Origin of the sequence: Marinicella rhabdoformis, assembly GCF_009671245.1 — a bacterium.
Taxonomy (GTDB): Bacteria; Pseudomonadota; Gammaproteobacteria; order Xanthomonadales; family Marinicellaceae; genus Marinicella; species Marinicella rhabdoformis.
Genome location: NZ_VTFS01000005.1, coordinates 1 through 13,695, shown reverse-complemented (window position 1 = coordinate 13,695; position 13,695 = coordinate 1). Strand labels below are relative to the sequence as shown.

At 42.8% G+C, this 13,695-nt stretch carries 15 protein-coding genes; 14 read left to right on the top strand and 1 reads right to left on the bottom strand.

Going from position 1 to position 13,695, the window contains the following annotated elements:
• Nucleotides 1-2: 2 nt before the first annotated feature.
• From atpB to msrB, 11 genes are all read left to right on the top strand, one after another.
• Nucleotides 3-866: a F0F1 ATP synthase subunit A gene (gene atpB / locus FET73_RS11835; protein WP_154224175.1), complete on the top strand. Its 864-nt coding sequence runs from the start codon at nt 3-5 to the stop codon at nt 864-866.
• Nucleotides 867-910: 44 nt separating this feature from the next.
• Nucleotides 911-1,198, top strand: coding sequence for a F0F1 ATP synthase subunit C (gene atpE / locus FET73_RS11830; protein WP_154224174.1), 288 nt, complete (start codon nt 911-913; stop codon nt 1,196-1,198).
• A 29-nt stretch (nt 1,199-1,227) separates the two neighbouring features.
• Nucleotides 1,228-1,698, top strand: coding sequence for a F0F1 ATP synthase subunit B (locus tag FET73_RS11825; RefSeq protein ID WP_154224173.1), 471 nt, complete (start codon nt 1,228-1,230; stop codon nt 1,696-1,698).
• A gap of 2 nt (nt 1,699-1,700) precedes the next feature.
• The gene (locus FET73_RS11820; RefSeq protein ID WP_154224172.1) at nt 1,701-2,228 is read left to right on the top strand and encodes a F0F1 ATP synthase subunit delta; all 528 of its coding nucleotides are present in this window, start codon (nt 1,701-1,703) and stop codon (nt 2,226-2,228) included.
• A gap of 35 nt (nt 2,229-2,263) precedes the next feature.
• Nucleotides 2,264-3,811, top strand: coding sequence for a F0F1 ATP synthase subunit alpha (atpA, locus tag FET73_RS11815; protein ID WP_154224171.1), 1,548 nt, complete (start codon nt 2,264-2,266; stop codon nt 3,809-3,811).
• A 34-nt stretch (nt 3,812-3,845) separates the two neighbouring features.
• Nucleotides 3,846-4,709, top strand: coding sequence for a F0F1 ATP synthase subunit gamma (gene atpG, locus FET73_RS11810; RefSeq protein ID WP_154224170.1), 864 nt, complete (start codon nt 3,846-3,848; stop codon nt 4,707-4,709).
• A 12-nt stretch (nt 4,710-4,721) separates the two neighbouring features.
• Complete coding sequence (atpD, locus tag FET73_RS11805; protein ID WP_154224169.1) at nt 4,722-6,113, top strand: F0F1 ATP synthase subunit beta; 1,392 nt, start codon at nt 4,722-4,724, stop codon at nt 6,111-6,113.
• Nucleotides 6,114-6,124: 11 nt separating this feature from the next.
• Nucleotides 6,125-6,547 (top strand): F0F1 ATP synthase subunit epsilon, encoded by a 423-nt coding sequence (locus FET73_RS11800; protein ID WP_154224168.1) that lies wholly within the window; start codon nt 6,125-6,127, stop codon nt 6,545-6,547.
• 171 nt (nt 6,548-6,718) lie between these two features.
• A complete protein-coding gene (gene glmU, locus FET73_RS11795) occupies nt 6,719-8,068 on the top strand; it encodes a bifunctional UDP-N-acetylglucosamine diphosphorylase/glucosamine-1-phosphate N-acetyltransferase GlmU (RefSeq protein WP_154224167.1) in 1,350 nt (449 codons plus the stop codon).
• A gap of 1 nt (nt 8,069) precedes the next feature.
• Complete coding sequence (gene glmS / locus FET73_RS11790) at nt 8,070-9,902, top strand: glutamine--fructose-6-phosphate transaminase (isomerizing) (protein WP_154224166.1); 1,833 nt, start codon at nt 8,070-8,072, stop codon at nt 9,900-9,902.
• Nucleotides 9,903-9,909: 7 nt separating this feature from the next.
• Nucleotides 9,910-10,305 carry a peptide-methionine (R)-S-oxide reductase MsrB gene (gene msrB / locus FET73_RS11785; protein WP_218944323.1) on the top strand — a complete coding sequence of 132 codons (396 nt, stop codon included), beginning with the start codon at nt 9,910-9,912 and terminating at the stop codon, nt 10,303-10,305.
• Between the two features lie 13 nt (nt 10,306-10,318).
• Here msrB and FET73_RS11780 read toward each other — a convergent pair whose 3' ends face one another.
• Nucleotides 10,319-11,338 (bottom strand): glycosyltransferase, encoded by a 1,020-nt coding sequence (locus FET73_RS11780; protein WP_179952260.1) that lies wholly within the window; start codon nt 11,336-11,338, stop codon nt 10,319-10,321.
• Between the two features lie 28 nt (nt 11,339-11,366).
• Between FET73_RS11780 and FET73_RS11775 the strand changes: the two genes are divergently transcribed.
• Genes FET73_RS11775 through FET73_RS11765 form a run of 3 tightly spaced genes read left to right on the top strand, consistent with a single transcriptional unit; the run spans nt 11,367 to nt 13,236 of the window.
• A complete protein-coding gene (locus FET73_RS11775) occupies nt 11,367-12,206 on the top strand; it encodes an FAD-binding oxidoreductase (protein WP_218944322.1) in 840 nt (279 codons plus the stop codon).
• A 5-nt stretch (nt 12,207-12,211) separates the two neighbouring features.
• The gene (locus tag FET73_RS11770; protein ID WP_154224164.1) at nt 12,212-12,787 is read left to right on the top strand and encodes a DUF1287 domain-containing protein; all 576 of its coding nucleotides are present in this window, start codon (nt 12,212-12,214) and stop codon (nt 12,785-12,787) included.
• The gene (locus FET73_RS11765; RefSeq protein WP_154224163.1) at nt 12,787-13,236 is read left to right on the top strand and encodes a hypothetical protein; all 450 of its coding nucleotides are present in this window, start codon (nt 12,787-12,789) and stop codon (nt 13,234-13,236) included. The genes FET73_RS11770 and FET73_RS11765 overlap by 1 nt, the downstream gene beginning before the upstream one ends.
• Nucleotides 13,237-13,695 lie beyond the last annotated feature (459 nt).

Genomic DNA, 13,695 nt, shown 5'->3' with positions numbered 1-13,695 from the left:
AAATGGCTGGAAGTGAAGTAAAAGGCATTGGTGGTTACATTGAGCATCATTTGCACAACAATACATATGAATTGGTTCCTGGTAGTGCTTTTTGGACGGTACACTTGGACAGCTTGGTATATACCTTAATCACTGGTTTGGTTTTTGTGTTGCTGTTCCGCAGCGTCGCGAAAAAGGCAACCTCTGATGTGCCAGGCAAAATGCAAAACTTTATTGAGTTGATTATTGGTTTTATCAATGAACAAGTCAAAGACACCTTTAAAGGCGAGTCTAAAATGGTTGCGCCATTGGCTTTGACCATATTTGTTTGGGTGTTCCTGATGAATTTCATGGATTTGATTCCTGTAGATGTTTTGCCTGCATTGGGCCAAGCTGTTGGAATTGAATACATGCGCGTCGTACCTTCTACTGACTTAAACATCACCTTTGGTTTGGCCTTGGGCGTGATGTTGTTGGTGTTTTATTACAGCATCGTAATTAAATCACCTTTGGGTTATGTGAAAGAGTTATTAACGCATCCTTTCGCTATTGACAACATGTTTGCGCAGGCTTTGATTGCGCCATTTAACTTGTTGCTGAATATAGTTGAGACATTGGCTAAGCCCGTATCATTGGCTTTGCGATTGTTTGGTAACTTATATTCTGGCGAATTGATCTTTATGTTGATTGCGGTGTTTACTTTAGATTACGCAGTCACCGAGTTGTTCACAACATTGGGCGGACCTGTTATGGGTATTTCCCAATTTGTATTAACCTTTATGTGGGCAGTGTTCCATATTTTAATTATCACTTTGCAGGCATATATTTTCATGATGTTGTCGCTGGTGTATTTGAATATGGCGCATGAAGTGCATGACGCACATTAATTTTTAAAACTTTTATTTTTATATAAATATATCGGAGAAAAACGATGGAAAATTTGGCATTATTGGCAGACATTCAAGGCATGACAGTTATTGCTGTTGCAATCATCTTGGGTATGGCCGCTTTGGGTACTGCGATTGGTTTTGCTTTGTTGGGTGGTCGCTTATTGGAAGCTTCAGCTCGTCAACCTGAATTGGCACCTATGTTGCAAGGCAAGATGTTTTTGATCGCGGGTCTGTTGGATGCGATTTCAATGATTGCTGTTGGTATGGCATTGTTCTTTACTTTCGCTAACCCATTCGTTCCTGCTGCATTGAAAGCAATTGGTGGTTAATTCTTGAAATTTAAGGCGGAGTACGAAACATGAATTTAAATGTAACTATCTTAATCCAATCACTGGCTTTCTTTGCTGTGTGTTGGTTTACTATGAAGTACATCTGGCCGGTAATTTTGGGCGCCATGGACGAGCGCGAGAAAAAGATTGCTGACGGCTTAGCCGCTGGTAATCGTGCTGAAAAGGAATTGGAAGAAGCACAAGCCAAAGCAGATAAAGTGGTTGGTGATGCCAAAGAGCAAGCCAGTCAAATCAAAGATCAAGCAAGCCAAATGGCCAGCAAAATCAAAGACCAAGCGAAATCAGACGCTTTATCAGAAAAGGAGCGTCAGCTCACTGCTGCTAAAGTAGAGATTGAGCAAGAAGCCAACCGAGCCAAAGATGCCTTGCGTAAGCAAGTAGCAGGCTTGGCGGTTGCTGGTACTGAGCAATTGTTGTCTAAAGAAGTTGATGCAGCAAAACATGCTGATTTGCTTGATGACTTAATCAAAGAGATCTGATTATGAATGAAAGAGTCACTTTAGCTCGTCCGTATGCCAAAGCAGCCTATGAGTTTGCTAAGTCAGCTTCGGTTGTTGAGCAATGGTCAAATGACCTGTCAGTGGCTGGTGGCTTGACTGAAAACGATGATATTTTGTCATTCATCAACCAACCCAATGTGTTGGTTGATGAATTGGTTAAATTGTTGTGTGGCGAGTTTGCTACAGAAGAATACACCAACTTGATTCGTTTGATGGCTGCTAATGATCGCTTGAGCTTATTGCCTCAAGTGGCGCAACTGTTTCACCTTTATAAAGAAGAAGATGAAGCTTCTCAAACTGTAGATGTTTATACTGCAGTAGAGATGACAGATGCACAACAGCAAGCTTTGATTGCAGCACTCAGCAAAAAAACCGGTAAGAAGATCAGCATCAATGCACACATTGATGCATCGTTGATTGGCGGTGCTCGCATAGTATGCGGCGACTTGGTCATCGATGGTACTTTGCGTGGCAAAGTTGATCGCATGAAGACGAAATTAACCAATTAAGTCGAAAGGCTTAATACTAAAAACGAGGAATCCCAATGCAAACGACATTGAATCCATCAGAAATCAGCGAACTGATTAAAGATCGCATTAAAGATTTTAAAGTTCAATCTGAAGCCCGTACCGAAGGTACGATTGTCAGTGCCCAGGACGGTATTGTACGCATCCACGGTTTGGCCGATGTGATGCAAGGTGAAATGATTGAGTTACCTGGCAACACATTTGCATTGGCATTGAATCTTGAAAGAGATTCTGTTGGTGCGGTAATTTTGGGTGATTATGGTCACATTTCAGAAGGCGACATTGCTAAATGTACTGGTCGTATTTTGGAAGTGCCTGTAGGTCCTGAATTGACTGGTCGTGTTGTTGACTCTTTGGGTACGCCTATTGATGGTAACGGCCCGATCACTGCTGAATTGACAGCTCCGATTGAAAAAATTGCACCTGGTGTAATTGATCGTCAATCAGTTGACGAGCCTGTACAAACAGGTTTGAAATCAATCGATGCCATGGTGCCGATTGGTCGTGGTCAGCGTGAGTTGATTATTGGTGACAGACAGACTGGTAAAACAGCTGTGGCATTGGATGCCATCATCAACCAAAAAGGCAAAGGCATTACTTGTATTTATGTTGCCGTTGGTCAAAAGCGTTCATCTGTGTCTGCTTTGGTTCGTAAATTAGAAGAGCATGGCGCCATGGATCACACGATCATTGTTGCGGCTACTGCTTCTGATTCTGCTGCCATGCAATACATTGCACCTTACGCCGGTTGTGCGATGGGTGAATACTACCGTGACCGTGGTCAAGATGCCTTGATCATTTATGATGATTTGACCAAGCAAGCTTGGGCGTATCGTCAAGTGTCATTGTTGTTGAAACGTCCCCCAGGCCGTGAAGCCTATCCTGGTGACGTATTTTACTTACATTCACGTTTATTAGAACGTGCTGCTCGTGTAAATGCTGACTATGTTGAGCGTTTCACAAACGGTGAAGTAAAAGGTAAAACAGGTTCATTGACGGCATTGCCAATCATTGAAACTCAAGCAGGTGACGTATCAGCTTTCGTACCAACCAACGTAATTTCTATTACTGATGGTCAGATTTTCTTGGGTACAGATTTGTTTAACTCAGGTATTCGTCCTGCGATTGATGCTGGTTTGTCAGTATCTCGTGTAGGTGGTGCTGCACAAACCAAAATCATTAAGAAATTGGGTGGTGGTGTTCGATTGGCACTGGCCCAGTACCGTGAGTTGGCAGCTTTTGCTCAGTTCGCATCTGATTTGGATGAAAACACCCGTGCACAATTAGAACGTGGTCAACGTGTAACTGAATTGATGAAACAAGCGCAATATGCACCTATGAGTGTGGCCGAAATGGCTGTGTCTTTGTATGCCATTGATCGTGGTTTCATGGATGACGTTGCTTTGAACAAAATTGGTAGCTTCGAATCTTCATTGGTTGAATACATGAACAACAGCGAATCAGGCTTGATGAATGACATCAACGCTACAGGTAACTTCAATGACGATATAGAAAGTCAATTGAAAGCTGGTGTTGAAGCATTCAAAAAAACAGGTAGCTGGTAAAGCATTAATCAAACACGCAAATTAAGGTAGTCTTATGGCAGTTGGTAGCGAAATTGTAACTAAAATCAAAAGTGTAAAATCGACACGTAAAGTGACGACTGCACTGGAAATGGTTTCAGCGAGCAAGATCAAAAAAGCCCAAGACCAAATGCATGCATCTCGTCCTTACGCACGTAAGGTGAGACAAATCATTGGTCATTTGGCTGAAGCAACGCCCGAGTACAAACACCCATTCTTACATGAAGGCGAAGCCGATCGTGTGGGTTACATCATTATCTCAACAGATCGTGGTTTATGTGGTGGTTTGAACTCTGGTTTGTTCAAAAAGTGTGTCGGTCACATGCAAGAATGGCAAAACAAAGGTTCTGCTGTTGATGTCGTGACCATTGGTAACAAGGCGGCATCGTTCTTTAAAAATGTTGACGTGAATTTGAAAGCCAACATCAGTTCATTGGGAGATAACCCAGAATTGATTAAATTAATTGGTGTTGTCAAAGTCATGTTAGATGCTTTTGAAGCAGGCGAAATCAGTCACTTGTACTTGGTCTTTAATGATTTTGTTAATACCATGACACAGAAGCCTATGGTTGATCAATTGTTGCCTTTACCTGCTGACGATTCAGATGTAGCTCGCAAAGACAATTGGGACTACTTATATGAGCCAAGTGCCAAAGACGTATTAGATCATTTGATTACCAGATACATCGAATCATTGGTGTTCCAAGGTGTGTTAGAGAACTTGGCTTCAGAGCATGCGGCACGTATGGTCGCGATGAAGTCAGCATCTGACAACGCATCAGATTTGATTAAAGAATTGCAGTTGGTTTATAACAAAGCCAGACAAGCTGCCATTACACAAGAAATTTCAGAAATTGTCAGCGGCGCAGCTGCTGTATAGGAGAAGTCAGATATGAGTTCAGGTAAAATATTACAAATTATTGGTGCGGTGGTTGACGTTGAGTTTCCACGCAGCGCAGTGCCTAAATTGTACGATGCATTGAAAATTGATGAAACAGGTACAACTTTAGAAGTACAACAACAATTGGGTGATGGTGTCGTAAGAACCATTGCTTTGGGTTCTACTGACGGTTTGAAACGTGGTTTGGATGTGGTTAACACAAACAAAGCCATTTCTGTACCAGTAGGCGAAAAAACGTTAGGTCGCATCATGGACGTATTGGGAGATCCAATCGACCGCTGTGGTGACATTGGTGAAGAAGAGCGTTGGGAAATCCATCGTGAAGCGCCTGCTTATGATGAGCAAGCAGCCAGTGACGAGATCTTAGAAACAGGTATTAAAGTGATCGATTTGTGCTGTCCTTTTGCTAAGGGTGGTAAAGTTGGATTGTTCGGTGGTGCCGGTGTAGGTAAAACCGTAAACATGATGGAATTGATCCGTAACATCGCGATTGAGCATTCAGGCTACTCAGTATTTGCTGGTGTGGGTGAGCGTACTCGTGAGGGTAACGATTTCTACTACGAGATGAAAGAGTCTAACGTATTAGATAAAGTGGCCTTGGTTTACGGTCAGATGAATGAGCCCCCAGGTAACAGATTACGTGTAGCCTTGACAGGCTTGACCATCGCTGAGTATTTCCGTGATGAAGGACGTGATGTTTTGATGTTTATTGATAACATTTACCGTTATACATTGGCGGGTACAGAGGTATCTGCATTGTTGGGTCGTATGCCTTCTGCGGTAGGTTACCAACCGACATTGGCTGAAGAGATGGGTAAATTACAAGAGCGTATTACCTCTACTAAGAAAGGTTCTATTACATCTATCCAAGCGGTATACGTACCTGCGGATGATTTGACCGATCCATCGCCAGCGACAACCTTTGCTCACTTGGACGCCACAGTTGTACTGTCTCGTTCTATTGCTGAGTTGGGTATTTATCCAGCGGTTGATCCATTAGATTCAACTTCGCGTCAATTAGATCCATTAATGGTTGGTGAAGAACATTACAACGTAACGCGTGCTGTACAAAATACATTACAACGTTATAAAGAGTTGAAAGACATCATTGCGATTTTGGGTATGGATGAGTTGTCTGAAGAAGACAGACAAACTGTATACCGTGCACGTAAAGTTGAGAAATTCTTTTCACAACCTTTCTTCGTGGCTGAAGTGTTTACCGGTTCACCAGGTACATATGTGTCTTTGACTGAAACCATCCGTGGTTTTAAAGGCATCATCGAAGGTGAATACGATCACATTCCAGAGCAAGCTTTCTACATGGCTGGTACCATTGATGAAGTGTTGGAAAAAGCGAAGAAAATGGAAGCCAAAGCGGCTTGAGGTAAATAATTATGTCAAACATTCAGTGTGATATTGTCAGTGCAGAAAGTGCCATTTTTAATGGTTCTGCGAGCATGGTTGTGGCCAGTGGTATTGAAGGGGAGTTGGGTATAACTGCGCAACATACACCCTTGATTACTCAGTTGAAACCAGGCGAAATTCGTGTCATCCAAGCCGATGGTACTGAAGAACATTTTTATGTTTCTGGTGGTATCTTGGAAGTGCAGCCTAATTTGGTTTCAGTTTTGGCTGATACTGCTGTGCGTGCTGATGACATTGATGAAGCGGCTGCGATTCAAGCCAAAGAAGAAGCTGAAAGGTTGTTGAAAGACAACAACAAAAAGCAAGATCTGGCTATGGTACAAGCAGATTTGGCCAAAGCATTGGCTCAAATCAGTGCAGTGGCTAAATTGAAGAAAAACCTCAAACGTTAAACGTTAGTCATAATGATCAAAAGAGCCGGCCTTGAGTCGGCTTTTTTGTTTCTGGTTTTTTGAAAAAATAGTGTGGTTTAGCTTTTAATATAAATGACTTATAATAGCTAAACTTAATTAGTATTGAACCATTTAATACGCCTATTTAACCTTACTAACCCGAGTCACTTGATGAACAATTCCTTACATGTCGTTATTTTAGCAGCTGGTGCAGGTACCCGAATGCGTTCAGATAAGCTGAAAGTGTTACATCACGTGGCAGGTGTTGCCATGGTGGATCATGTCTTGAACTTAGCAAAATCTATGAATCCATCTCAAATCACGATGGTTTTTGGTCACCAAGGTGAGCAGTTGCAGGCACATTTAGCTGAAGAGCAGGTCAATTGGGCTGAACAAAAGGAACAACTCGGTACTGGGCATGCCGTTCAACAAGCAGTACCCTTTTTTAAAGATGATGAACAAGTTTTGGTATTGTATGGAGATGCGCCATTGGTGCAACTCAATGATTTAATTAACATTGACGCAAGCCAATTTGTTTTGACCGCAGTTCTTGAAAATCCAAAAGGATATGGTCGCATCATCCGTGATGGTGAAAGGGTTACTGCTATTGTCGAAGAAAAAGATGCCAATGAGGCCGAAAAACAAGTCAAAGAAATCAATTCCGGCATCATCCAAGCACCAGCAAAAAAATTGAAAAACTGGTTAAGTCAATTGTCCAATGACAACCAGCAAGGTGAATATTACCTGACAGATGTAATTGCCTTGGCTGCTGAAAGTCAACAGTCATTTAAAGCGGCTGTATTGGCTGATTCCGATGCGGTTAAAGGGGCTAATGACATGGTTCAATTGGCGGAATTGGATGCCATTTTTCAACAACGAATCAGAACTGATTTAATGAAAAATGGTGTGCGTTTAATGAACCCAGAATCTATAGATGTTCGTGGTCAACTGCGCTGTGGTCGTGATGTGGTAGTTGACAAAGGTGTGTTAATTGAAGGTGAAGTGATGTTAGGAGATGGCGTTCGCTTAGGAGCGCATTCAGTGATTAAGGATTGCGAATTGGTGGCTGGGACACAAGTGGCAGCGCATTCTGTGCTTGAAGGTGTGACGACCACAGGTGCTTGTCAGATTGGCCCCTTTGCCCGATTGCGACAAGGTACGGTGTTGTCTGAAGGCTGCAAAATAGGCAATTTTGTTGAAACTAAGAAAACAACCATGGGTCAAAACAGCAAAGCCAGTCACTTGAGTTATTTGGGTGATGCTGAAATTGGTAAGGAAGTGAACATTGGTGCAGGTACCATCACCTGTAATTACGATGGTGTGAATAAATTCAAAACCACCATCAAAGACGGTGCTTTTATAGGTTCTGACAGCCAGTTGGTCGCACCAGTGATCATTGGTGAAAATGCCACCATAGGTGCAGGCTCTACCATCACCAAAGATGCGCCCGATAACAAACTGACTTTATCAAGAAGTAAACTGAGAACCATCTCAAACTGGGAAAAACCAAAGAAAATATAATATGTGTGGAATAGTAGCAGCCAGCGCCAAGCGCAATGTCGTTGACATCATCATCAATGGCTTACAAACTTTAGAATACCGTGGTTATGATTCAGCAGGCATTGCGGTGATAGAAGGCGATGGCATCACCATCAAGAAACAAGCCGGCAAGTTAACCAAGCTCAAAGCGCAGTTGGCAGATGAACCGGTTTCAGGTCACAGCGGCATCGGACACACCCGATGGGCCACCCATGGAGAGCCCACTTCGGCCAATGCCCACCCACACGATTCAAACAACGCCATAGCCGTGGTACACAATGGCATCATTGAAAATTATGCACCGTTGCGAGAGCAATTGATTGCCAAAGGGTATCAATTCAAATCAGAAACCGACACAGAAACCTTGGTGCACTTGATACATGATTACCAAAGTGATGGGCTGAGTTTTGCCCAAGCCAGCCACAAAGCCATTCGTTTATTGGATGGTGCCTATGCAGTAGCCATTACGTGTATGTCTGAACCTGGCCGTATCATTGCCGCCAGAAAAGGCAGCCCCTTGGTTCTGGGCATGGGTGAAGGAGAAAATTTTGTCGCCTCAGATGTTCAAGCCTTAATCAATGAGACTGACCAGTTTTGTTATTTAGAAGAAGGTGACATTGTAGAAATAACCGCTGATGATTACGTGATATATGACGGCAATGACCAACAGGTATCGCGTGAAATACAAACGGTAAAAATGTCAGCCGATGCTTTGAGCAAAGACGGTTATGCCCATTACATGCTGAAAGAAATTCATGAACAACCGACAGCGGTAGCCAACACCATAGCAGACAGGCTGTTGGGTGGGCGTGTCAGTGATGAATTCATCACACCAGAGATGGCACAAACACTGCAACAAGTCGAACACATTCACATCATTGCCTGTGGTACCTCTTATCATGCAGGTATGGTCGCTCGTTATTGGCTAGAGGCTTTTACTGGTATTCCCACTCAAGTTGAAATAGCCAGTGAATACCGCTACAGGAATCCAGTGGTTCCCAAAAACAGCTTGTTCTTAACCATTTCACAATCAGGTGAAACGGCCGATTCATTGGCCGCCTTGCGCTATGCCCAAACCACTGGGTATTTGTCCACTTATGCGGTATGTAATGTCGCTAACTCGACCTTAGACCGAGAAAGTGATGTTTGTTTATTGACCTACGCAGGACCTGAAATTGGCGTCGCATCGACAAAAGCATTGACCACGCAATTGGCAGTGATGGCTTTGTTCACATTGAAAATGATGGAAATTCATGACAAAGACCCCGCCAAACGCAAGCGCTTGGTGAAACAGCTTCGCACCATGCCAGGCATCATAAACCAAGCTTTGGTATTGAGTGATCAAATCAAAGGCATCGCTGAACAAATTGTCAAAAGAGACAATGCCTTGTTTTTGGGCAGAGGCTTACATTACCCTATAGCACTGGAAGGTGCTTTGAAATTAAAGGAAATTTCATACATCCATGCCGAAGGTTATCCTGCGGGCGAGTTGAAACATGGGCCGCTGGCATTAGTCGATGAAAAAATGCCAGTGATTGCCGTTTGCCCTAATGATGAATTATTAGAAAAGCTCAAATCAAATATTGAAGAAGTCCGAGCACGTGGTGGAGAGCTCTATGTATTTGTTGACCACAAAAGCGATCACGGTTTGAGCGATCGTGTGAATCATGTGATTACATTGGATGCCAGTGGCTCATTCACTTCACCCATCGTATTCAATGTACCATTGCAATTGTTGTCTTACCATGTGGCGGTATTGCGTGGAACCGATGTGGACCAGCCACGAAATTTGGCTAAATCTGTGACGGTAGAGTGAGGCATAAATGACTATGAAGCAAGAAACCAAAGATAAATTGAAACAAAAGCTGGATGCGGACAGTTACCATGTGATTGCAGAAAAAGGAACAGAGCGACCCCATACTGGAAAGTATAACCTGCATTTTGAAAAAGGTGTTTACCACTGCAAATCCTGTGGTGAAGCGTTGTTTGCCGACGGTTCAAAATTTGATGCTGGTTGTGGTTGGCCAAGCTTTGATCAAGAAATAGAAGCAGGAAAAATCAAAGAAGTGTTCGATGATTCTCATGGCATGCGCCGCACGGAAATCGTCTGTGCTAAGTGCGGAGGACATTTAGGACATGTTTTCAATGACGGACCGACCGAAACAGGCTTGCGTTATTGTGTGAATTCTTTGTCGCTTAATTTTGAGGCTGAAGACTAATTCAGGCTGAAGATTAGGGCAAAGCTAAAATGTTTTGCCATTGTTTGTAAACAGCAGCTTCATCAAACTCGCTTCGGTAACTGACATCAGGTAATTGCTGCTGCCACAATTTGATTTGTTCAGTAATGGCATTTATATCATGCCCATCTATCAATCCATTATTGGGGTGTAAAATTTCCTTGGCTGAACCGATGTCATGCGCTAAAACCGCAGTACCTACGGCATTCGCTTCGGCAAAAATCAGGCCAAAAGTTTCAGCAAAACTGGTCTGTGGGTAAAACACACACAGGCTTTCCGCCACTTTTTGAAGTAAAACCTTTTGGGGCAATGCGCCTAAAAATTCAACGCCATCTGAGCGCTCATCAAAGTCTTCCCTGTAACCTGGATTGGCCACCAACAATTTCAAATCAGGTAAGGCCAGTTTAAGCTTTTGAAAATAAGCCAAGACCTGAGTCAAACCTTTGTTTGGAGCCGAGATGAACATGATTTGATTCAAGTTTTTATCAGTAGTTTGTAATTCAGTCCAAAAACTGGGGATGGGGTTGTAAGCATGCTTGACTTGTATGTTCTTTGCTCGACATAGGGTAAACAGCTTACCTAACCAACCAGCTTGTAAACATTGGTCGAGGTGTTTTTGATGGTTTTTTGAATTGCCAATCACAGTGAATGGCTTGGACGTTTTAATCAAACGTTTGAGTGCAAACTCACGGTTTTTATAGGTGTGAAGCCACAAATAAAACTGTGCTTGTGGGAAATGCTGTTGGTACTGAATCAGTTGCGGTAATTTACGCAGGACCACCACATGATCGAATGTTTCGGTTTGGCATGATGCTGTACTGTGGAAAGTTATCTGCTGTTGTTCGACGACTTGTTTACGTGCATGCTGACAAATGGCCACTTGATGCCCTTGTTTTTGTAAAATTTCAGCGGTCCTTAAAATACTGGACTCGGTGCCGCCCATGGCCTGCTGAGCCAAGGTGTCAAAGTCATAAGGTTTGGGGTAGGTGCTGTCGACAAACAAAATATGTTTCATGGATGGATTATCTGGTAATTCTGTTTGAATGCCAAGAGGCATTTACAATTCCATTTACAATTCCATTTACATTTTAGGGGCGCATCGTGATAATGAAGCTTTAAAACCTACTTCGACCATGACGCCACTGACATTGACCTACCAAGGCAGCCAAGCATTGAATGACAACACGGTTCACATCAGCTTTTCTGTTGAATCAGATGTGCCTTTTGAAGCCCAAGCAGGACAATTTGTCCGATTGCATTTCACCCAAGCCGATGGCAAAGAAACTTTCCGCAGTTATTCTATTGCTGATATTTTTGAACAAGAGAAAATGGTCAAAAAAGAAATCAGCATGGCCGTTTCTTGGGTCGAGGGTGGCTTGGCCACAGGTGCTTTATCTGGCATGAAAGCAGGTGATACCTTGGAAGCCAGCGGGCCATTCGGCCGTTTTTGTTTGCTACCTGAACGGCATCAGCGCTATTTCATGATTGCCACAGGCACAGGTGTCACACCCTACCGTGCGATGCTCAACATCATTAAAGAACGTTTAGAACAAGGTTCAGAGGTCTATGTCATCATGGGCGCGCAAGACGAAACCGGTCTGCTGTATGAAACCGATTTTCAAGCCATGAGCGATGCAGAAAGTAATTTCCATTACATCCCATGTTTATCACGTAAACAACGCGAAACGCCAAAAGCCAATGACCAGCAGGGCTATGTACAACAGTATCTGGCCGGGCATAACTTTGACCCAGAAACCGACATTTCCTACCTTTGTGGAAACCCCAACATGGTCGACGAAGCTTTTGCCCTGTTAAAAGAAAAAGGCCTGCCGGTGCAACAAATCAAACGCGAAAAATACATCAGCCCCAAGCCACGAGGATGAGCCTTATGAAGGGTTGGTTGATATGGCTTATATTAATTTGGATTGGCACAGTCCATGCAGCAACTGATTCAGAATTGCTTGTTAAAGCCGCATTGGAACGCACCAACCACCAAGTCCGCTACGATGGAAAATACGTATCAATAGCCTATCCCAATGGCGATGTGCCGGCAGAGATTGGCGTTTGTACTGATGTGGTGATACGTTCATACAGAAAATTGGGTATCGATTTACAACAATTGGTTCATGAAGACATGAAAGCCAATTTTGATGCCTACCCTTCAAAACGCATTTGGGGTCTGTCAAAAACAGACACCAACATAGACCACCGTCGGGTACCCAATTTAAGGGCATTCTTTACTCGCAAAGGTCAGTCCTTAGCCATCAGCGATCAGGCCAAAGACTATCAATCGGGCGATTTGGTTACATGGATGCTACCGAATAACTTGCCCCACATCGGCATCGTCACAGACAAAAAACACCCACAAACAGGCAACCCCATGATTGTCCACAACATCGGCTTAGGCCCGAAACTTGATGACATGCTGTTCGCTGCCAAGATTACTGGGCATTATCGTTATTGATGGACATCATTTTCGACAAACCCATCAGTCAAGAAAAGCTCAAGCAATTTTTAATTGAGGTCTTGCCTTGTGAAGATGCCTTTTTGATTTATGATGGCATCAACGGTTGGGAGAACGCACCAAACACGCTGCCTATCATGCACTACCAAGTGAATGAAGACATACCGACTACACTAAAATACGGACTTTCTGTGTATGTCAGTCAGAAAAATGACATGGCATTGATTTTGAATTGGACTCAAAAAATTTCAAAGCACTTTAAATGTTCGGCGATGTGTGATGCCAGCGGCCTATTGCTGAACACAAAGTCAAATTATTACGCCCTGTTATTCAGTTCTGATCAAGCATTCTTGGTAGATGACAGCGCTTATGAAGAATCTGGCGAAGTAATAAAAATCATCAAGTTGAATGAGCCCTTGCTTAACGATTTTTTTAATTATGACAAATAATTTAGAGGACTGAATTGGTTCTTTTCGCTCAGTTCTTTGACCACATGGGTATAAACCATGGTGATTTCTGGGCTTTTGTGACTCAATACTGTTATGAAGGAATTTAATTTTCACCCTCACTTGGTGTAGCAACTTCATGTACATGTATGCGCCTTGTTATCAAGAATATGTCTGATATTGGCGCATGTATGCTTATTTATCATGATTTAAGCGAATTAAATCTATAAATTTGTGAGTATAAGCTAAATTATTGACTAAAAAGCCCAAATAATAAGCAAAATTGAAGCATTTCACCTTTGTTAATAGTATAAGATGTGTGTTTAATAAATTGTTAAGTTTCATTGGAAAGTATGAGCGTACTTGAGAGAATCAAAAAAATAGATTGGGAAGAGTACTCAGGCTCTCCGTGGTATAAGCCTGAGGATGTTAGTCCAGCATTAATGAAGCTTGCTACTCTTT

Excerpts from the sequence above, each read along its gene's own strand:
- atpB (WP_154224175.1), top strand. The coding sequence starts at position 3 with ATGGCTGGAAGTGAAGTAAAAGGCATTGGTGGTTACATTGAGCATCAT.
- atpE (WP_154224174.1), top strand. The coding sequence starts at position 911 with ATGGAAAATTTGGCATTATTGGCAGACATTCAAGGCATGACAGTTATT.
- FET73_RS11825 (WP_154224173.1), top strand. The coding sequence starts at position 1,228 with ATGAATTTAAATGTAACTATCTTAATCCAATCACTGGCTTTCTTTGCT.
- FET73_RS11820 (WP_154224172.1), top strand. The coding sequence starts at position 1,701 with ATGAATGAAAGAGTCACTTTAGCTCGTCCGTATGCCAAAGCAGCCTAT.
- atpA (WP_154224171.1), top strand. The coding sequence starts at position 2,264 with ATGCAAACGACATTGAATCCATCAGAAATCAGCGAACTGATTAAAGAT.
- atpG (WP_154224170.1), top strand. The coding sequence starts at position 3,846 with ATGGCAGTTGGTAGCGAAATTGTAACTAAAATCAAAAGTGTAAAATCG.
- atpD (WP_154224169.1), top strand. The coding sequence starts at position 4,722 with ATGAGTTCAGGTAAAATATTACAAATTATTGGTGCGGTGGTTGACGTT.
- FET73_RS11800 (WP_154224168.1), top strand. The coding sequence starts at position 6,125 with ATGTCAAACATTCAGTGTGATATTGTCAGTGCAGAAAGTGCCATTTTT.
- glmU (WP_154224167.1), top strand. The coding sequence starts at position 6,719 with ATGAACAATTCCTTACATGTCGTTATTTTAGCAGCTGGTGCAGGTACC.
- glmS (WP_154224166.1), top strand. The coding sequence starts at position 8,070 with ATGTGTGGAATAGTAGCAGCCAGCGCCAAGCGCAATGTCGTTGACATC.
- msrB (WP_218944323.1), top strand. The coding sequence starts at position 9,910 with ATGACTATGAAGCAAGAAACCAAAGATAAATTGAAACAAAAGCTGGAT.
- FET73_RS11780 (WP_179952260.1), bottom strand. The coding sequence starts at position 11,338 with ATGAAACATATTTTGTTTGTCGACAGCACCTACCCCAAACCTTATGAC.
- FET73_RS11775 (WP_218944322.1), top strand. The coding sequence starts at position 11,367 with ATGCCAAGAGGCATTTACAATTCCATTTACAATTCCATTTACATTTTA.
- FET73_RS11770 (WP_154224164.1), top strand. The coding sequence starts at position 12,212 with ATGAAGGGTTGGTTGATATGGCTTATATTAATTTGGATTGGCACAGTC.
- FET73_RS11765 (WP_154224163.1), top strand. The coding sequence starts at position 12,787 with ATGGACATCATTTTCGACAAACCCATCAGTCAAGAAAAGCTCAAGCAA.